Source organism: Isoptericola sp. Y581, assembly GCF_059445475.1.
Genome location: NZ_JCAIUK010000001.1, coordinates 1 through 18,601 on the forward strand (window position 1 = coordinate 1; position 18,601 = coordinate 18,601).

Annotated in this window: 15 protein-coding genes; 7 read left to right on the forward strand and 8 right to left on the reverse strand. The window is 67.9% G+C overall.

What is annotated here, in order from left to right; translation table 11 throughout:
- The first annotated feature begins 129 nt into the window (after positions 1 to 129).
- Entirely contained in the window at positions 130 to 3,849 is a 3,720-nt protein-coding gene (locus AC1C2W_RS00005; RefSeq protein WP_495412022.1) for a hypothetical protein, read from the forward strand.
- A gap of 326 nt (positions 3,850 to 4,175) precedes the next feature.
- On the opposite strand, the gene AC1C2W_RS00010 is transcribed toward AC1C2W_RS00005, so the two are convergent.
- The 3 genes from AC1C2W_RS00010 to AC1C2W_RS00020 all read right to left on the reverse strand — a co-directional run bounded on the left by AC1C2W_RS00010 (position 4,176) and on the right by AC1C2W_RS00020 (position 6,167).
- Positions 4,176 to 4,433 (reverse strand): hypothetical protein, encoded by a 258-nt coding sequence (locus tag AC1C2W_RS00010; RefSeq protein WP_495388409.1) that lies wholly within the window; start codon positions 4,431 to 4,433, stop codon positions 4,176 to 4,178.
- Positions 4,434 to 4,798: 365 nt separating this feature from the next.
- Positions 4,799 to 5,287, reverse strand: a complete 489-nt coding sequence (locus AC1C2W_RS00015) for a hypothetical protein (protein WP_495388408.1) — start codon at positions 5,285 to 5,287, stop codon at positions 4,799 to 4,801.
- A gap of 514 nt (positions 5,288 to 5,801) precedes the next feature.
- On the reverse strand, positions 5,802 to 6,167 hold the full coding sequence (locus tag AC1C2W_RS00020) for a hypothetical protein (RefSeq protein WP_495388407.1): 366 nt from the start codon (positions 6,165 to 6,167) through the stop codon (positions 5,802 to 5,804).
- Positions 6,168 to 6,313: 146 nt separating this feature from the next.
- Between AC1C2W_RS00020 and AC1C2W_RS00025 the strand changes: the two genes are divergently transcribed.
- Positions 6,314 to 6,562 (forward strand): hypothetical protein, encoded by a 249-nt coding sequence (locus tag AC1C2W_RS00025; protein ID WP_495388406.1) that lies wholly within the window; start codon positions 6,314 to 6,316, stop codon positions 6,560 to 6,562.
- Positions 6,563 to 9,385: 2,823 nt separating this feature from the next.
- Positions 9,386 to 10,057: a Type 1 glutamine amidotransferase-like domain-containing protein gene (locus AC1C2W_RS00030; RefSeq protein WP_495388404.1), complete on the forward strand. Its 672-nt coding sequence runs from the start codon at positions 9,386 to 9,388 to the stop codon at positions 10,055 to 10,057.
- Positions 10,058 to 10,090: 33 nt separating this feature from the next.
- On the opposite strand, the gene AC1C2W_RS00035 is transcribed toward AC1C2W_RS00030, so the two are convergent.
- Positions 10,091 to 10,483 (reverse strand): hypothetical protein, encoded by a 393-nt coding sequence (locus AC1C2W_RS00035; protein WP_495412023.1) that lies wholly within the window; start codon positions 10,481 to 10,483, stop codon positions 10,091 to 10,093.
- Positions 10,484 to 10,766: 283 nt separating this feature from the next.
- Here AC1C2W_RS00035 and AC1C2W_RS00040 point away from each other — a divergent pair, with 283 nt between their 5' ends.
- The 3 genes from AC1C2W_RS00040 to AC1C2W_RS00050 all read left to right on the forward strand — a co-directional run bounded on the left by AC1C2W_RS00040 (position 10,767) and on the right by AC1C2W_RS00050 (position 13,708).
- The gene (locus tag AC1C2W_RS00040; protein WP_495412024.1) at positions 10,767 to 11,090 is read left to right on the forward strand and encodes a hypothetical protein; all 324 of its coding nucleotides are present in this window, start codon (positions 10,767 to 10,769) and stop codon (positions 11,088 to 11,090) included.
- A gap of 77 nt (positions 11,091 to 11,167) precedes the next feature.
- Complete coding sequence (gene argS / locus AC1C2W_RS00045; protein WP_495412025.1) at positions 11,168 to 12,922, forward strand: arginine--tRNA ligase; 1,755 nt, start codon at positions 11,168 to 11,170, stop codon at positions 12,920 to 12,922.
- A gap of 267 nt (positions 12,923 to 13,189) precedes the next feature.
- Positions 13,190 to 13,708 carry a hypothetical protein gene (locus AC1C2W_RS00050; RefSeq protein WP_495412026.1) on the forward strand — a complete coding sequence of 173 codons (519 nt, stop codon included), beginning with the start codon at positions 13,190 to 13,192 and terminating at the stop codon, positions 13,706 to 13,708.
- Here the strand turns inward: AC1C2W_RS00050 and AC1C2W_RS00055 are convergent.
- The 3 genes from AC1C2W_RS00055 to AC1C2W_RS00065 are packed head-to-tail and all read right to left on the reverse strand — an operon-like array spanning position 13,690 to position 15,489.
- Positions 13,690 to 14,301: a dihydrofolate reductase family protein gene (locus AC1C2W_RS00055; protein ID WP_495388399.1), complete on the reverse strand. Its 612-nt coding sequence runs from the start codon at positions 14,299 to 14,301 to the stop codon at positions 13,690 to 13,692. The genes AC1C2W_RS00050 and AC1C2W_RS00055 overlap by 19 nt on opposite strands.
- A 46-nt stretch (positions 14,302 to 14,347) precedes the next feature.
- Positions 14,348 to 14,893: a GNAT family N-acetyltransferase gene (locus AC1C2W_RS00060; protein WP_495412335.1), complete on the reverse strand. Its 546-nt coding sequence runs from the start codon at positions 14,891 to 14,893 to the stop codon at positions 14,348 to 14,350.
- 53 nt (positions 14,894 to 14,946) lie between these two features.
- Entirely contained in the window at positions 14,947 to 15,489 is a 543-nt protein-coding gene (locus AC1C2W_RS00065; RefSeq protein WP_495388398.1) for an AAA family ATPase, read from the reverse strand.
- Between the two features lie 180 nt (positions 15,490 to 15,669).
- Here AC1C2W_RS00065 and AC1C2W_RS00070 point away from each other — a divergent pair, with 180 nt between their 5' ends.
- Positions 15,670 to 17,511, forward strand: coding sequence for a GTP-binding protein (locus AC1C2W_RS00070; RefSeq protein WP_495412027.1), 1,842 nt, complete (start codon positions 15,670 to 15,672; stop codon positions 17,509 to 17,511).
- Between the two features lie 10 nt (positions 17,512 to 17,521).
- On the opposite strand, the gene AC1C2W_RS00075 is transcribed toward AC1C2W_RS00070, so the two are convergent.
- Complete coding sequence (locus AC1C2W_RS00075; protein ID WP_495412028.1) at positions 17,522 to 18,589, reverse strand: serine hydrolase domain-containing protein; 1,068 nt, start codon at positions 18,587 to 18,589, stop codon at positions 17,522 to 17,524.
- Between the last annotated feature and the right edge of the window lie 12 nt (positions 18,590 to 18,601).

The window sequence follows — 18,601 nt, forward strand, 5'->3', positions numbered from 1 at the left end:
ACCCGCCGGACGAACCGCAGGTCAGCGCACCGTCGCGCCGATCAGCTCACTGTCCCTGGTGAGAACACCTCACTGATCACAACGCGCCGCCTCGATGACGAGTGGGCTTGCGCGGACGAAGGGGGTCGCATGTCGTTTCTAGTGGATCGTCAGGATGTCCTGCACTGGTCCAATGAGGTCAGTGCTGGATTTGATCTGCCGCGGATCCTGCGAAGCATCATCTCGCACGACAACGCAACAATCACGTACCTCCAAATGCGCGCGAGCGAGGGTGCCCGGCTGCGTGGTTATGACGGTGAGATAGAAGCTGGCGAATCGTCGATCCTCGTTCCCGCAGGGCGTTCGGTGTGGGAGCTAGGCGTCAACGCCGATCCATCGGCAAAGGCCACCGAAGATCTGGACAAACGCAGTCGAAAGCCTGGCAACGTCGAGCCTTCCCAGACGACCTATGTCGCGGTGACTTCGCGATCCTGGCCCAAAAAAGACGAGTGGGTAGCGCAACAGCGCGCAGTCGGTATATGGAAGGACGTGAGAGCGTATGACGTCGACGACCTGTCCGCGGCGCTCGATCGCGATGTCTCCTCGGCGCTCCTGTTCTGCGATCTCGCCCAGCTTCGGGGTGTCGAAGCAGAAACTCTTGAACAATGGTGGGACCACTACAGCAAGGTGTTCACCGTACCCTTGACGCCAGGATTCGTGCTGGCAACCCGTTCTGATGAGCGCGCCCAACTAGTGGACTGGTTGCACGGCACGCGGACCTCCATCGAGTTGCGAGCCGCTAGCGGTGAAGACGGGCGTGCATTTGTGGCTGCGGCGCTGGGCTCAACGTTTGAGCAGGGTCCAGACCTGATCGTCTGCGACGATCTGGCCGCACTTCGTAGTCTTATCGGCAGGTCCAAAACTCCACTTGTGTTCGTTACACAACTGAACATCTCTGATCTAGGCGCGCTTCAAGAACATCGTGCGATAAAGATCAACACGTCTGGACCGAGCGCCATAGTTCTGCCAAAGTCGAGTAGGCGTGAGCTCGCGGAGCTCCTAAAAGCGAGCGACGTAGGATTCGAACTGGCCGAGAAGTTCGCGCTGGCTGCTCGTCAAAGTCTATATCGGTATCGACTTGTGTGCAGTCAAGCAGCTCACCCGTCTTGGACACGGGAATTCGAGGACACTTCGTTCAGACGCTTGTGGCTACTTGGTGGCTGGGAGCAGGGTAGCGATGAGAGCGAGTCGCTCGTTCATTCCCTAACCGGCGCCGGCATTGACGATGCGATCGCGTCCGTAAGCCGAGATGTAAACTCGGCCGATCCGATATTTGCTCATGTCGGCAACGTCTGGCGAGTCACGACGCCCAACGATTCCGCGATGTATTTCGCAGAGCGTTCGGACATGGTCGAATCAGACTTGTCGAAGTTTCGCCCGATTGCATTGGAAGTACTTGGCGAGATAGACCCAGCTCTGGATCTTCCTCTTGCTGAGCGTTGGCTTGCAAACGTGCGCGGTAAGAGTCGGCGTTATGGTCCACGCGTACAGGAGAATATTGCGAACACGCTGGCGGTCCTTGCAGCTGAGTGCGGGTCGACACCCTTATCCTCCGGCGCGACAGTACAGGATCGGATTGATCAAGTCGTCCGCGATCTGTTCCAGGCGAATGGCGGGGGGCCTGCCCGATGGATGTCCCTAGCCAACGTACTTCCGGTTCTGGCCGAAGCATCACCTGACATTGTCATCGAACGGATCCGCACTGAACTTGTGGGCAGTGCGGAGAATCTGCATTCGCTCGAGTCGTCTGTCGAGTCTCCCATCGGCTTTGGCGGCTCGGACAACCTTGCTCCAATTCTTTGGTCCATTCAAACCATCATGTGGTCAGCTGAACACTGCGAGCGTGCGATTGAAGTGGCCACAGCCTTGGCACGTGTGGTTGAGCGAGAAGGTGTTAACCCTTCCCCGGTGGGAGTCCTTCACGATGCGCTCCTGCCGACAGCCCCTCAGTGTGCGCTCGACACATCCGGTCGGGTTGCTGCGATTTCACGGTGTGTGCGTCTAGCGCCCGACGTCGCCAAACAATTGATCGAGAGGACAATTGGCGATTCGCGCGGCTTTATCGCAGTGCATCGGACGTCATTTCGATCATGGGAGACGAACGTCCAGCGGATCACTTGGGCCGATGCGTACGAAATCTATGCGGCTCTGATTGACGGTGCGGTTGCACTTGTCGCCCGATACCCTGAGCTTTGGATTACTTTAGTCAAAGGACTCGACGACGTAGGACCGCAGGGGTTCAGCCAGATCTTGACCGCAGTTCGCAGACTTCCTTCGGAGGACCGCAGCACATCGCTTGTATGGCGTGAATCACAGAGTATTCTCCGGAGGCACCGCCAGCATTCAGGTGCGGGGTGGGCGCTGCCGGAGGATTACCTAGTGCGACTTGAATCTGCGATTGAGCACTTGCAGCCAGCGCTCGCACGGCTGCGCGTCGAGTGGCTCTTTGGCGATAGTAGATGGGATCTTGGGCTGGATCCTGCGGATCTTCGCGGTGAGGATTCACGTCTATTGGAACTGCAATCCGAAGCCGTCGGTGCCATTCTCGCCCAAGAGGGGTTCGCAGGACTCCTCGAATTGGCGAAGATTCATCCGAACGGAGTTTGGAGTGCGGGTCAGATTCTCGCACGAGGCGATCACCCCTCTGATCCTGTAGCAATGGCACAATTGCTTCTATCTGAGGATCCCGGGGTCCGGCACTTCGCACGAGGCTATTTTGTGAATTGTTCAATTATCGGCAACGTAGACGTTCCGAAGCTTGCGCGCTCGCTCACCGGTGATCCGGTCTTGCAGGCGAGACTGCTTCTTTCGCATGTAAGCGAGGTGGAGGCGTGGAATTGCGCAGAAGAACTAGGCGAACCTGTGGCGGAGGCGTATTGGGCAGAGTTCGGAATCTACGGTCATGGCATGGATTTTGCGCATGCTGAAACAGTCGCGAGAGAAATGATCGATAACGGCCGCGCCCCGGCCGCGCTGAATCTTGTTTCCCTATATGACAGTTCAATCGAAGCCTCTGCGCGATCGGAGCTAATTGTGCAAGGGCTTCAGTTTATTATTGGCATACCGGAGGCTGAGGCTGCGAGTCTTCCGTCGGCTCATGAGATCCAGGGTTTGATTGCTGTAGTCCGTGAGGACGAAACCGTTGATCGCTCTGTTGTTTGCCAATTGGAGTGGGCATTCTTTCCTGTACTTGAGTTCGACGGGGGTGGTCCTCTTGCGTTAGAGGTAGAGGCCTCAAGGTCGGCGGCAGACTTTATGTACTTCGTCAATCTTGTTCATCGGCCTAAGCTGGAGACCGAAGAGCCTCCTGTCACGGATTCAGGTGTGAGGCTCCGGGCGTTCGGCTTTCTGTCCCGGATGCGATACGCCCCGGAACTTGACGGCAACCAGATAGCCGCGGAGACGCTGCTCTCATGGATCGCCGACGTTCTGTCGATGGCTAGCGCTTCGGATCGAGTCGAGGAGGCGATGCACGAGGTGGGGCAAGTGCTGGCTCGGGTCAAACCGAGAGTTGGCGCACCGTATCCTGACGCGGCGATTCTTTTGGCGTTGGAGGCATCGCCCGGAGACGCCATGCTCAGCGGATTTCGAATTGCTCTCTTTAATGATCGGGGTGTGGTATTTCGTGGCCACGGTGGTCAACAAGAGTACGACATTGCTGAGAATTATGCCGCTATAGCTAAGGAAATCAGAGAATCAGCACCTCGTACCAGCGAAATGTTCCGTGGTATGGCCGCTGCGTATCGGTTTGACGGGGCTCGCGAGGATGAGCGTGACGTGCGGATCGAGGACGGTATCGACTACCGGTAAGGCCTACGGCCCTGGCGGTGAGAACTTTCTCTACTGACTCAAGGCGCGGCTTGCGCCCCGGGCGGCATGCCGCCCGGGACCGCCGCGTCGGGGCCCCGCGCTTCGCTCGCTCCGCTCGCTTCGCGCACCCCACCGCTTGGCCCGGCCGGCATGCCGCGCAGGACGACGATGGCCCTGGCGTCAGCTATGGGTGCTGTCACCTGGTGCCGTACGGGCCTTCGCCACCTATCGAGAACGGTCATAACGGGCGGTGTCGTCTCCGTCTGCCGCATCGCATGAGCCGCCGCACAGCCCGCGTTGAGCCGAGCGTGGGCGTCCTCGGGCCTTTAGACGTCGGCGAGACCGACGATCGCTGCGGCCACATATCCGGAGATGACGATCCACTCCCACCACGCGGGTCGAACCAGCGACCTCCGCGAGGTGTCGTTCGCTGGCGTGCGGAGCGAAGCGACCCTGGTGCGACGCACCTCGATCTCAGCGACGACGCGGTCGACACGCGACCGGCGATTGAGCATTCCCGAGATGTTCGCGCGCTGGACCGCCCAGAACCACCATGTCTGACCATTACGCAGGACGACGCCCACCTTCGACCCAGCCTCAAGCGCAACGACCTCGCTCCACGGGACCCATGTGGATGTCACGATGTTGCGAGCCCACAGACCCTCGTCAGATACGCGAATCCATCCGCGGCCGCTTAGGAGGGCGAAGACCCCGCCTCCGCCCATGAGGGCGTACCCGAAGAGGGTGCTGCCGAATGTGTCGTCTGGGTGCGCGGGGAGGGTGGCCAGTGGTAGGAGCAGGAGTGCGAAGAGCGGCCCAAAAATGGCGGACGCATAGCGGAGAAATGGCGACGTTCGATAGATCACGTCCCCGCCCCCGAGCTCTTTGCCTCCGGCGGCACCTAGGTTCGCTGACCCCGGTTCCGGACGAGCTTGCTCCACGTCTCTTGTCAACCTTCGCTCCTGTTCCAAGAAACCGTGAGTGCTGCAACTGGCTCCGGGTGCGCTTCGGAGGCCTGCTTCTTACGCAGCCAGTCCGCACGCGTCTGGTGAGCTCCTGCGATCAGGGCCGCTGTGAGGAGCGGTGCCGTCGCGACCATGACCCACGTGAGGCCCCACGATCTGTCATGTGCGTTGTAGACGTCAGACCCGCCTGGAGCGATGACGACCGGTTCGATCGCTTCGCCGGTCCCTTGGGGCTGGGGTTCGCCAGCGCTGGAGAACTGCACGTCCTCGACGTCGTCCGTTCCGTCATCTGACACGAAGTCGCCGCGCCAGTGGCATTCTTTGGGCCCGCAGTCCTCAACCTGAGGGATGAAACGACCCTGGATGCCATCGTGTGTGGCCTGCCACTTGTCCACAGACCAGAAGGCGCCGACGGCAAGCCACAGGCCACCGACCGCGATCGAGGCGATCCAGGCAGGGACGATGATGAGCAAGAACGACACGAGTCGGCGGCGACGCGGTGACGGAGGCACGGCGCGGAGTCTACGCAGGTCGCCGTGGCCGACCGGACCGTGCGCCGGCAGTCGGCTGGTGTCGCTTTCCTGCTCACGTGCCGGCCCCGCACCGAGAGCCGAGCATCCGGCCGGCTCCGGGCCGCGTCAAGGGCGCCTGCGGCGTCGCTGCGCGATGGCCTGCGGCCACCCTTGACCCGGACCTCCGCCGACCTCTTGTGCTCCGCTATCGGTACGGCGCCTCCGAGTGTCCCAACCGGCCGCGGTGCCGACAGGTCGCCGGATTGCCTCCGTTTTGGACTGGGGATTGGTGCCGGCGGGTGCAACCCGATCCAACAGGCGGCGCCGTAAAAGTCCAGGTCAGATGCCAGAACGACGCGGGCGAGCAGGGCGGGCCAACGCGCCGTTTTGAAGCCCACCGCTACCGCCACACGAGGGCCCCACCCGCAGCATCATGCGGATGTGGGGCCTTCGTCGTTCCCAGGTCACCGGAGACTCACCGGATCGGGTCGTTGCCGGACCGGACCGCCGGATAGACCGGGACGAGCCATTCCCACAGCCGATCGGCCACCTGCTCGGCATCGAGGCTGGTCGTGTCGATGACCACGCTGGGGTTCTCCGACTGCGGAGGCAGGCTGTTGTGGAAGAGCGACAGTCGCACCGGGTGCTCGTGTCGGCTGTGCCGGTCTTCGAGTTCGGGGTCATCCACTATTAGCTCGGCAATCGCGACTGTCGCCAGCCCTTGCCGCTCCAGTGTTCGCAGCCTGGCCTCGAGGTCTCGGTTGATGTCGGGCTCGAACGCTTGCCCGTCCACGATGACGCCCTGGCCGACGCGCAACATTGCCTCCACGGCAGCGTTCATCGCTACGAGCATCTGCTTGCCGTCGCGACCGGTGCGGATCCGCCGCTGTCCCTCACGCCCATCGACGTCCTCATATCGGTACCCGAGGTCTGAGTGTCGTGCGCCGGGTAGGCCGCCGCCCCAGTGATCGGGGAGAGCTGAGCGAAGTGACCGACGTGCTGGTGCTGCCCGACGAGAACTTCGGCCAGGCGTTCACGCGGTCGTCCTTCCAGTTCTCGAGCACCTACGGAGAGGTGATGCAGATCGCCGTGGAGATCGTGGATCCGCCGCTCCTGCCCGTGCGGGCGTACCGCTGGGTGATCCAGGTCGCCCGCCAGCGGCGGTATTGGCTCAGGCAGAGGCAGATCGCACGTGCGGGCGGCGCGCGACGGCGCTGGCCGTGCTCCGTGAGGTAGTGGCTACAAACGCCGCGTCACAAGCGCTTCCCTCGGGCCTCTCTCCATGCGAGGGTGAGGACTGCGGGAACCGGTGCGACGGCACGAGGCGGCGAAGTGGGCAGTGCTCGGCGTCGAACGCATAGCGAGAGAGTACGAAGGCGCTGGTAGAGAGCGCGCCGCGGGGGTGACCGCAAGAGCGGGTGAGTTTTCGTGTCTGTCAAACGCCCTGACGAATCGTGTGGTTCTATTCGTTGCGGCGGGCTCCAGTTCCGCAAGGCCTGCGGGACGAGCCGATGGCGGGGGATCCGTGCCGGCTGAGTCATTTTCTCAAGGTGGAGGAAACGTGAAGAGTTGCAGCCAAGTACAAGAGCGTGTACAGCGCCAAGCAGGGCGATCTGATCTTCGCCGACCGGGACCCCAAGGGCAAGGCGGACGGCTCGATCGACCACACCATGGTCGTCACGGGAATGAAGAAGACCGGCAGTAATAACATGCCGTACCATCCGAGAAGTCGACCAATCGTTACAACATTCCGTTCTCGCAGTCGCTCAAGCTTGCGAGGGACGGCGGAGTAACCTCGATGAAGTTCTACGCGTTGAAGCACCGCTAATGAGGGAGCTATTAGGTGTCCTCATTTGGGTCGTGCTGCTCCTTGCCGCGATCGCCATCGTTGTCGTCACGTTAGCCGTGGCGGTCCGTGGCCGAGGCAGCGTTGCGAGCTGGGTGACCGGCATCGTCGCGGTGCTCGTCGTCGGCGGCGCGCTATGGTTCTCCGCTGCCCCCGTGATCGTCGACGCCGTGACATGTTCGTATGGCCCTGCTGCCAAGGGTTTGGTCTACGACGGGGCGATACCGTTAACGAACTTCGCAACCACGTGTCTACATCAAGCACGGAGGATCGAGGCCTGGTGGGTCGTACTCGCAGTCATCGCGGCAGCCGGGTGGCTTGCTGCGATCCACAGCTCGATTCGAACTAGGACAAAGTCCTTGGCGTGAGGGCAGTGAGTTAGCAACGACTGTTGCGCGTGGGCGCGGGGCGCCGCGGCATTCCCGCGTCCTCGTGTGGCTCTTCCATGCCGTCAGCGGTTCGAGGCATATATGCCTGAGCTCGGTGAGTTCACATCAGAGGGCCATTCACGTGACGGTCGCGACGATGCGGCCTGATGAGAGCGCGCCGTCTCTTGCCTGCGATGATGTGCGTTCGCGACCAGGGCGGTTGTATAGATCTACGGACGGGCGGACGCCATCCCTTGATGCCTGGAGTACGTGCCACCAACCGCGGACTCGGAGCCATCTTGGCGACTACCGTCGGGAGTACTTTCCTTACTGACTCAAGGCGCGGCTCCGCCACGCGGTCGACCTCGCGGGCGGGGCTCCGCGCTCCGCTCGCAAGCTCGCTGCGCACCCCACCCGCTCGGTCTCTCGGCACGACGAAGGCGGTCCCGAGTCAGTCTCGGAACCGCCTCGCTATGTGGCCGTCAGGACAAGCCGCTGGCGCTGCCATCACTCCACAGTCGTGGCGCGCTCCGCTCCATCCCGTCTCCGTTGCCGGGCGTCCAGCTGCGCGGCCACGTGCCGGGCTGTCACCCACACCAGTAGGTAGTAGGCGACTGCCGCGACGGCGCCAGCTACGGGGCCCCACTGGCGCATTGCGTAGAACGCTGCAACTAGCAGCAAGGCGACCGCGCTGAGGCCCCCCGCGATTCGAAGGAAGGTCCTCTCGTCCGCCATGGGATGAAGTCGCCACTTGCGCGCTTGCACCCACATCAGGACCAGCGTCCCGGGCGTCAGGGCGGCGAGGATGAGACAGAACCACGCCGGCGGGAACGGAGCGAGGAGCGCCAGAACCAGCAGGGGCGGCCCGAGCATCGGGGTAGCCCACAGCCGAAAGCTCCTGTCCCAGGCGTTCATACGCTCTAGCCAGGCTGGTTGGCTCGCTACCGACCCCATTGCAGCCCGTCCCTCCAGGCCTTCGAGCCGGCGGGATCGCCGGTGGCAGGACGATAGCGGACAGTAGCTGCCCGGCCCCGCACCGACAGCCGAGCATCCGGCCGGCTCCGGCCCGCATCAAGGGCGCCTGCGGCGTCGCTGCGCGATGGCCTGCGGCCACCCTTGACCCGGACCTCCGCCGACCTCTCGTGCTCCGCTATCGGTACGGCGCCTCCGAGTGTCCCAACCGGCCGCGGTGCCGACAGGTCGCCGGATTGCCTCCGTTTTGGACTGGGGATTGGTGCCGGCGGGTGCAACCCGATCCAACAGGCGGCGCCGTAAAAGTCCAGGTCAGATGCCAGAACGACGCGGGCGAGCAGGGCGGGCCAACGCGCCGTTTTGAAGCCCACCGCTACCGCCACCCGAAGGGCCCCACCCGCGAGATTCCGCGGATGTGGGGGCCCACCGTCGTTGCTAGGCACGGAGTACGAGCAGCCATGGTCTCGCTGCTTCGACGAAGGGCTCTACCTGGACGAGCTGCGACATCGCGCGCCGACGATGGGGCCGCCTCGTGCTGGTCGCCGGAGATGCGCGTGCACGTCTGCGACCGAACAGGAGTTCGGGCCGCGACGATTCAGGAGTTGGGCCTCCGCCAAAACGGGAGTTCATGGTGCGACGTTTCGGGAGTTGGATGGTCGACGTAGCGGGAGCTGGGGCGTCGGCCTCGATGAAGGGCCGCAGTCGCAGGTGAGCGGTGGGCAGCGTGGGGGTGGCCAACGGCATGCGCACCATCCTGAGTCTCGGCGGAGCCGGGGAACAGCGAATACCTGATCCCACCGCTCCGCACCGGGGCGATGAGTTTCCGACGGCGGCACGGTCTGCAGGGATATCCGTCGAACAGAGAGGCGCGCCATGAAGCTCTTGCTCACATCCGCAGGCGTCAGGAACCCGAGCATCCGGACCGCGCTGGAGGACCTGCTGGGCCGGCCGATCTCCGGCTGCACAGCCCTGTGCATCCCGACCGCGCTGTACGGGCACCCGTGGGTGGGCCCGGGCCTCAACGCCTGGAACTTCATCACCGGGACCACCGACCACATGACCGGGATCGGCTGGAAGTCGGTCGGCGTGCTCGAGCTGACCGCGCTGCCGAGCATCCCGGAGGAGCGCTGGGTGCCGCTGGTGCGGGAGACCGACGTCCTGCTGGCCGCGGGCGGCGACGCCCTGTACCTCGCGTACTGGATGCGCCGCTCGGGCCTGGCGGACCTGCTGCCCTCGCTCGACCGGACCGTGTGGGTCGGGATGAGCGGCGGGAGCATGGTGATGACGCCGGACATCGGGGAGGAGTTCGTCGGCTGGGCGCCGCCCGAGGACGACGACGTCTCGCCGCTCGGCGTCGTCGACTTCTCGATGTTCCCCCACCTCGACAACCCGGACCTGCCGGACAACACGATGGGCGCCGCCGAACGGTGGGCGGCGCGCCTCGGTGGCCCCGCGTACGCGGTCGACGACGAGACCGCCTTCGCGGTGGTCGACGGCGCCGTCGAGGTCGTCTCCGAGGGGACCTGGAAGCAGTTCCGCGGCTGAGGCCGGCGCGCAGGTGTGCGCGTGCTCGTCAGCTCAGAGGCTCAGGGCGACGATCGCACCAGTGGAAGCGGCGATCGCACACGCGGCCACGACGCGCGTACCCATCCTCCAGCGGGCCCCGAGCGCGAGGCTCGCGCCGACGATGCCGAGCCCGAGCACCAGTCCGTAGACGAGCCCTCCGTAGCGGTAACCGACTCCCCAGGAGGCCCACGCGGCCGTCGCGAGCGCAGCGATCGCGGCCGTCACCCACCGCGGGAGCCCGACGTCTGAGAAGAGCGCGATGAGGCCCGTGACCGCGAGTGTCGCCAGCACGGGGAGGACGGCCCAGATCAGGACGGAGTATCCGACCAGGAAGAGCCAGTGCGGCCCGGGCATCCTCCAGGCCGCGTCGGCGACGACCACAAGGACGACGGCGAGTGAGCTCAAGAACGCTCGACGCATCGTCGTGACCGCAGGATCGGTCCATCCCGATCGTGCTGCGTACGGTGAATCCGGAGCGAGCGCCGCCATCTCCACGATGCTACGCCGCGCTCACGAGGCTCACGGGCGGGAGCGGCCGCACGGGGCGAAATGGTGTCCGGTCTGCGAGGGGCTGGTGCCGCCGCCCCGTCGCCCCGTGGCCGCCTGAGACACTTGTCGGCCAGGCGTCGGACGACCGACGTCGAAGACATGACCTCGGGGAGACGACCGACAGATGGACTCGCGGCGCGTGACGGCCTCTTTCGAAACAGGCCCGGGCGAGCAGGGCCCCGGTCTGCTGCGGGGAGCTGCCGTGGTCGGCATCCTCCTCATCCAGGCGGGTATCGCGGGGCTGTTGATCAGCACGTGGTGGCGGCATGCGCAGAACATCGTCGAGGCGCCCTCGGTGGGCCCGGTGCTGTGGCACCTGCTGATCGCGGTGCTCTTCGTCTGGGTGGTCGTCGCGGAGATCCGCGCGCTGGTGCGGGGTCGGAAGGCGCCGCTGCTGGTGGTCGCCCTGGCGACCGGTGCGATGGCCGTCGCCGTGCTGCTCGAGGCCCTGGGCCCCCGCTAGATTCCCGCGTTCGCTCCGTAGACTGGCGCTCGCCGTCTCGACGGCGTCCCACCCCTGCTGAGCGGAAGGCTCACTCGATGTCTCGTGTCGTCACGATCAAGGAGCAGATGGAGGCGGCGACCTCCGCAGCCATGGCCACGTCGCTCCCGGCCGACCTGGCCGGGTCCGACCCCTTGGTCCGACGATCCGAGCACGCGGACTTCCAGTCCAACGCCCCGCTCGCCGTCGCCAAGAAGGCGAAGCGAGCCCCGCGGGACATCGCCGGCGACATCGCGGTCCGCCTCGCGGCCGACCTGGGCGACGCGGCGACGGCGGAGGTCTCCGGGCCCGGGTTCGTCAACCTGACGGTGCCGGACCGGACGATCCTCGAGAACGTCTCCGCGCGCCTCGCGGACGACCGGCTCGGCGTCGGGCACCCGCGCGGCGACGAGCGCGTCGTCGTCGACTACTCCGCCCCGAACGTCGCCAAGGAGATGCACGTCGGGCACCTGCGCTCCACGATCATCGGCGACACCCTCGCGCGGACGTTCGGCCACCTCGGCGCCGTCGTCGTGCGCCAGAACCACGTGGGGGACTGGGGAACCCAGTTCGGCATGCTCATCCAGTACCTCGACGAGCATCCGGAGGCAGTCTGGCGCGGCGAGGCCTTGATCGCGGCGCTGGACGCGCTGTACCGTGCGGCGCGCAAGCAGTTCGACGCCGACGCGGCGTTCGTGAACCGTTCGCGCGAGCGCGTCGTCGCGCTCCAGGCCGGCGACGAGGCCACCGTGGCGACGTGGCGGGAACTGGTGGCGGAGTCCGCGGACGCCTTCCAGGTGATCTACGAGCGCCTCGGCGTGCTTCTCGACCGCGACGACTTCGACGGCGAGTCCCGCTACAACGACGCCCTGCCCGGCGTCGTCGAGGAGCTGCTCGCCGCCGGGATCGCGACCCGGTCCGACGGCGCGGTGGTGACGTTCACCGACGGCGTCCTCAGCCCGGACGGCGACCCGGTCCCGCTGATCGTGCAGAAGAAGGACGGCGGGTTCGGCTACGCCGCGACCGACCTGGCGACGATCCGGCTCCGGGTGGACGAGTACAAGGCCGACCGGATCCTGTACGTCGTCGACTCGCGCCAGGCCCTGCACTTCCGGATGGTCTTCGACACCGCGCGACGCGCGGGGTGGCTCCCGGAGACGGTCGACGCCGTGCACGTCCCGTTCGGCACGGTGCTCGGCAAGGACGGCAAGCCCTTCAAGACGCGCGCCGGTGACACGGTCCGGCTCGCGGACCTGCTCGACCAGGCCGTGGAGCGCGCCCGTGAGGTGCTGGCCGAGCGCGCCTCTGACCTGGACGCGGGCGAGCTCGAGGCCATCGCCCACGCAGCGGGGATCGGCGCGGTGAAGTACGCCGACCTGTCCAACACGCGCACCAAGGACTACGTCTTCGACGTCGACCAGATGGTCGCGTTCCACGGCAACACGGGCGTGTACCTCCAGTACGCGCACGCCCGGATCCGGTCGATCCTGCGTAAGGCCGCGGCTGCCGGGGCCTCGGACGCCGTCGTGCACCCGGAGGTCCGCCTGGAGCCTGCCGAGCGCGCGCTCGCGCTCACCCTCGACCAGTTCGAGGAGACCCTGCGCGACGTGACCGAGACGCTCGAGCCCCACCGCCTGTGCACCTACCTCTTCGGGCTCGCCCGCGCCTACACGGACTTCTACGAGACCTGCCCGGTGCTGCGCGCGGAGGACCCCACCGTCCGGTCGAACCGGCTCGCCCTGTGCGAGCTCACCGAGCAGACCCTCGCCGCGGGCCTGGAGTTCCTGGGTATCGAGGCTCCCGAACGCATGTAGGCGAGAGAGCGCGAAACGACCTGACGGACCGGTGGCCAGGGCGGATCCTGGGGTCGTGCTTCCGACGTTCTCCCCCGACACCACCGCGGACGACGCCCGCGCACTCCTCGAGTCCGCAGGTTGGCACGAGGTCGGGACGGGGGAATGGGCCTGGGTGCTCGCGTCCCCCGACGACACGCTGGCAGCGCGCGTGACGGCGTTCGACCCGGCGTTCCGCCTGTTCGCGGACGACTGCCTGGCGGGCGCGCCCCACCCGTTCCTCGTGTCGTGCGCGTCGACGAGGTCGTGCCGCTGCGCCACCGGGGCTACGTCGTCGTCATGGAGCGGCTGTACCCGGCGGACGAGGGCCGGGCCCGCGAGCTCGCCGCGTCCCTCGGCGTCGGCAGCGCGACGGACTCGATCGCGCCGGAGGACGCGGGCGCCGACCTCGCCGACCATCCCGCCGTCGTCGACCTGCGGCGTCGGATCGAGGACCTCCTCGCGGACGGCGCACGGCGCTACGGGCTCTGGGGCGGCTCGGACATCCGCCCGGGCAACATCATGCAGACCGCGGACGGCCGGCTGCGGCTCACCGACCCCGTCTTCGTCCACGGCCCCACGGTCTTCGAGTCGATCCGCGACGGCCGCGCCGACCTGCTGGGGGACTTCTCCCGCGCCGACCTCGAGGACTTCCTGCGCATCCCCGCCTTCGAACCCGGCCCGGAGACCGACGCGCTGCGGCGCGCGCTGGCCGCCCTCGTGCTCGACGCCGGCGCGTCGGGCCTCGATCAGCGCTCGACGTCGTAGACCACGTGCACCGCCGTCGACGACGGCGACACTTTCCGCTGCACGAGGACGTGCCGGCGGCCCCCGACGAACAGCGGCATGCCTGAGCCGAGGACGACGGGGGAGAAGTGCAGGCTCAGGATGTCGAGCAGCCCGGCGTCCAGGGCCGACCCGACGGTCGCTCCGCCGCCCATGACGACGACGTCCCGGTCGGCGCCGGTCGCCTCGGCCGCGTCGCGCGCGGCCGAGCGCGCCTGCTCGACGGCGTCGGGCAGGCCGGTCGTGACGAACGTCCAGAAGGACAGACGCGTCCGCTGCGGCGGGCTGCTCGTGACGACGAAGAACGGCGGAGTCCCGACCTCGCGCGCGCCGTAGCCCACCTCGTCGGACCAGCCCTGAGGCCCGTCGACGACGTCGAACAGGCGGCGGCCGAGGATGACGGCGCCGCTGCTCTCCGTGGCGGTGCGCAGCTGCTCGCGGTCGACGGGGTCGTCGCTGAACGCCCAGGTGTGCAGCGCCTCGCCGCCATCACCCAGGCCGTTCTCGGGCCCGGGGTTCGGCCCCGTGACGAACCCGTCCAACGAGATCGAGATGTCGCCCACCACTCTGGTCATGGAGGGTGGACCGGCGCGGCGTCGGAGAGTCATCGCGGCGGCACCGTCATCGGACGAGCTCGTGCGGCAAGAGCCCGTAGACCAGGCTGTCTCGGCGACCGCCCTGGAAGGACAGGTGCGACCGGAGCAGCCCTTCCCGCTGGAAGCCGCACCGTTCGGCGACCCGCTGCGAGGCGAGGTTGTCGGGTGCGCAGGTGAGCTCGAGCCTGGCCAGACCGAGATCGGTGAAGCCCCACTCGGCGACGAGCCGGACGGCACGGGTCACGACGCCGCGCCCGCGGGCGCCGGGAGTCAGCCAGTACCCCACGCTCGCGCGCCGCTGTCGGTGGTCGACGCCGCCGAGGGACACCTCGCCGAGCAGGTCGGAGTCATCGTCGACGGCGACGATCGCCCAGTGGATCTCCGAGCCCTGCTCGCGCACCCGCTCGAGCGCCCGGATCCGCTCGACGATCTGTGCGCGGTCCTTCGGCACCCAGTCGGAGGATCGGAGGAAGACGGGGTCGCTGAGCCCGGCGAGCTGCGCGTCCGCGTCGTCCTCGCGCCACGGGCGAAGGCGGATCACGTCGTCGGACAGGGGAGGGGACGTCAGCATCGACACCGCACCAACCTAGCCGGACTCGCGTGGCGATCTCAGGGCGGCGGGCCTCAGTGTCTTGCCGCGCTCCGCAGGAAGGTGTCGACCTCACCGCGTGAGCCCAACCGGTGGAAGGCCAGGTGCCTGTTCGCGGGGTCGGTCATCGCCGACCCGTAGCGCTCGGGGTACCGCTGCTGCTGGTCCCACGACCAGCGGACGATGGAGCCCTCCGACCACGGCGCGAGCGCGTCGCGCCAGCGCTGGCGGTTGCCCGTGCCGGGCCAGAGCTCGGTGCGGTCGACGGCGCGGCTCAGCGTCCGCCGGTATACGCGCACCATCACGACGGGCGTGGGCAGGTCGAGCCAGACGACGGCGTCGGCGCGAGCCCAGAACTCGGCCTGGAGGGGGGAGTAGTTGCCGTCGACCACCCAGGTCTCGCCGGCGACGGCACGCCGGGCGTCCGCCTCGAACTCGTTCCGCGGTCGCGGCGTCCAGTCCGCGCCCCAGAACAGCGCGTCCAGCTCGACGTGCCGCACCCCGAGCTGCGCCGCCAGGCGACGGGCCACCGTGGACTTGCCCGCCCCGGACGCACCCACCACCGAGACTCTGCGCACCCGCGGCAACCTAGCATCCGGGCGCCGTCACATCCCTGAGCGCTCCCACGGGGAAAAGGCGTTGCCGTGCGGTGCCGGGCTGCAGTTGGCTGAGCCGAACCCACCCGAGAGAGAAGCGACCGATGACGAACCCCTTCACGCTCCGTGACCTGACCCCCCATCGAACGGACCTGAAGGACCTTGTCGTACCTCAATCTCGGGATCGTCGCCCATGTCGACGCCGGTAAGACCAGCCTGACCGAACGCCTCCTCGTCGAGGCGGGCGTCCGCGACCACGCGGGCAGCGTGGACGCCGGCACCACCGCCACCGACACGCTCGAGCTCGAGCGCGAACGCGGGATCACGATCCGTGCCGCGGTCGTCTCGTTCGACGTCGGCGACCTCACGGTCAACCTCGTCGACACCCCCGGCCACCCCGACTTCATCGCGGAGGTCGAGCGGACGCTCGCCGTGCTCGACGGCGCGATCCTCGTGGTCTCGGCGGTCGAGGGCGTGCAGGCCCAGACGCTCGTGCTGATGCGCGCGCTGCAGCGGCTGCGCATCCCCACGCTCGTCTTCGTGAACAAGGTCGACCGCCGCGGGGCGGACGCCGCCGCCGTCGTGGCCGAGATCGACCGCCGCCTCGCCCGCGACGCGATCGTCATGGCCGACGTCGTCGCGGACGAGGGCGAGGCGCGCGCCGTGGTGCGGCCGCGCGCCTCGGAGGGTCGGGACTTCGCGGCGTTCGTCGCCGCCGAGTCGCGCCGCGGCGCCGCCCACCCGGTCTACGTCGGGTCCGCGCTGACCGGAGCCGGCGTCCCGGCGCTGGTCGCCGGGCTGCGCACGCACCTGCCGGCGTCGAGCGCCGACAGCGACGGCGCGCCATCGGGCGTCGTCTTCAAGATCGAGCGCGACCCGGGACGCCGGCGGGTCGCGTACGTGCGGATGAGGTCCGGCGAGCTGCGCGTGCGGGACCGCCTCGACCTGGGCCATGGCAAGCGCGAGCGCCTCACCGGGATCCGGGTCTTCGCGGACGGCGCGACGCACCCCGCGGACGGCGTCGGCGCGGGCCGGGTGGCGCTGCTGCGCGGCCTGGACACGGCGCGCGTCGGCGACGTCGTCGGCGAGCGCACCCGGGCCGACGGCGCCGCGGCGGGGTTCCCGCCGCCATCCTTCGAGACGGTGGTCGACGTCGACGACGCCGCCGACCGAGGCGCGCTCTGGGCGGCGCTGGCCGAGCTGGCCGAGCAGGATCCGCTGATCGGCGCGCGTCGGGACCCGGCGACGGGCGAGGTCGCCGTCTCCCTCTACGGCCAGGTGCAGCGGGAGGTGATCGCCGAGACCCTCGCCCGCGAGTACGGCGTCCAGGCGCGCTTCGCGGTGACGACGACCGCGCACATCGAGCGGGTGGTGCGGCCCGGCCACGCGGTGGAGCTCAACAAGGTGGCGCCCAACGAGTTCCTCGCGACGGTGGGCCTGCGCGTCGAGCCGGCGCCGCCGGGGGCGGGCGTCACGTTTCGCCTCGAGGTGGAGCTCGGGGCCATGCCGCCTGCGTTCTTCGCCGCCGTCGAGGAGACGGTGCGCGGCAGCCTGGCCCGCGGCCCGCACGGCTGGCCGGTGCCCGACGTCGCCGTCGTCATGACGCACTCCGGCTACTCGCCGCGGCAGAGCCACATGCACCAGAAGTTCAACAAGGCGATGTCGAGCACGGGCGCGGACTTCCGCGGGCTGACGCCGCGGGTGCTCGCCACTGCGCTGCTGCGCGCGGGGACGGTCGTGTGCGAGCCGCTGCACCGCATCGTCCTCGAGGTGCCCGAGGACACGACGGGGCCGGTGACGGGCGCGGTCGCCGCGCTCGGTGGAACCCCGGAGGGAACCAGTGTCGAGCGCGGGCTCGCCGTCCTGACGGGCAGCCTGCCCGCGCGGAGCGTCCAGGAGCTGCGGGCCCGGCTCTCGGGGCTGACCCGGGGCGAGGGGTTCCTCCGCACCGAACCGGACCGGTTCGCACCGGTCCGCGGTGAGCCACCGGTGCGCCGGCCGTAGCCGGCAGCGTTCACCCGCCCGCCGCGAGGAACCGAGCGATGCGCGCGTGGGTCGTGAAGCTCTGGTTCATACGCCGGTAGGAGTGGTAGTTCAGCACCACGTGGGCGTCGTGCTGCGGGTAGAAGAACATGTGCGTGGCGAAGTGGCCCAGCCCGCCGACCGGCTCCGGCAGCCCGCGCAGGAATGGCGGCGTGAACTCCCCGAACCGCACGGTCACCATCCCGGCTCCGTAGTGGATGCCGCGACGGCGGCGGTGCCGCGGCGCGGCCATCCACCGGAGGGTCTCGGGGGAGACGAGGCGCCCGCCATGCAGTGCCCGCTGGAAGGCCACAAGGTCGGACGGCGGGGCGACGATCCCGCCCCCGGCCCAGTCGAGGCTGATGCTGAGCGCGTGGCTGAGCTCGTGCCTGCCCAGCCAGAACGGCGCGACGTCGAGCCCGGCGAGGTCGGCCGGGGTGCGGGCGTCGCTGTAGGGCGTGGAGCTGCGCTCCATCCCGCTCGGCTCGAAGATCCGCTTGCGCAGCAGGGCGTTGAACGGTTCGCCCGTGGCCTCCTCGAGGATGCGGCCCAGCAGCACCATCACGGTGTCGCTGTACCGGAACTTCTCGCCCGGGCGCCCGTCGGCGGGGAGGGTCCGCACCTCGTCGAGCAGCTCCGTGGGAGCCCAGTGCCGGTCGGGCTGGGCCGCGACGGTGCGGGTCGAGACGGCCGTCCGGGTGCCCCGGGGCGGCTCGAAGAAGTCCGGCAGCCCGCTCGTGTGCGTGAGCAGGTGCTCGACCGTGACGTCGGAGGCGTTGTCGACGCCCGGCGCGGCGGGCAGGCCGTCGATGTCGGACGCCGGGAGCACCGTGCCGAGCGGGCTGTCGTAGACGAACCGGCCCTGCTCCACCAGGATCGCGACGAGCGTGGCCGTCATGACCTTGCCGACGCTCGCCGTGTGGAACGGCCGCGCGCCGCCGGACTCGAGCTCGAACCGGGGCGCCACGACCAGCACCTGGGGCGCCGGCATCGACGAGCGGCGTCGCGCGCGCCGCTCCAGCGACGCCCTCAGCCGGTCGACCGTGTCCTGCTGTGCCATGGGAGTCTCCTT

Coding starts and splice junctions, on each gene's coding strand:
- AC1C2W_RS00075 (WP_495412028.1), bottom strand. CDS start 18,589: ATGGCACAGCAGGACACGGTCGACCGGCTGAGGGCGTCGCTGGAGCGG.
- argS (WP_495412025.1), top strand. CDS start 11,168: ATGTCTCGTGTCGTCACGATCAAGGAGCAGATGGAGGCGGCGACCTCC.
- AC1C2W_RS00030 (WP_495388404.1), top strand. CDS start 9,386: ATGAAGCTCTTGCTCACATCCGCAGGCGTCAGGAACCCGAGCATCCGG.
- AC1C2W_RS00055 (WP_495388399.1), bottom strand. CDS start 14,301: ATGACCAGAGTGGTGGGCGACATCTCGATCTCGTTGGACGGGTTCGTC.
- AC1C2W_RS00005 (WP_495412022.1), top strand. CDS start 130: ATGTCGTTTCTAGTGGATCGTCAGGATGTCCTGCACTGGTCCAATGAG.
- AC1C2W_RS00060 (WP_495412335.1), bottom strand. CDS start 14,893: ATGCTGACGTCCCCTCCCCTGTCCGACGACGTGATCCGCCTTCGCCCG.
- AC1C2W_RS00020 (WP_495388407.1), bottom strand. CDS start 6,167: ATGAACGCTGCCGTGGAGGCAATGTTGCGCGTCGGCCAGGGCGTCATC.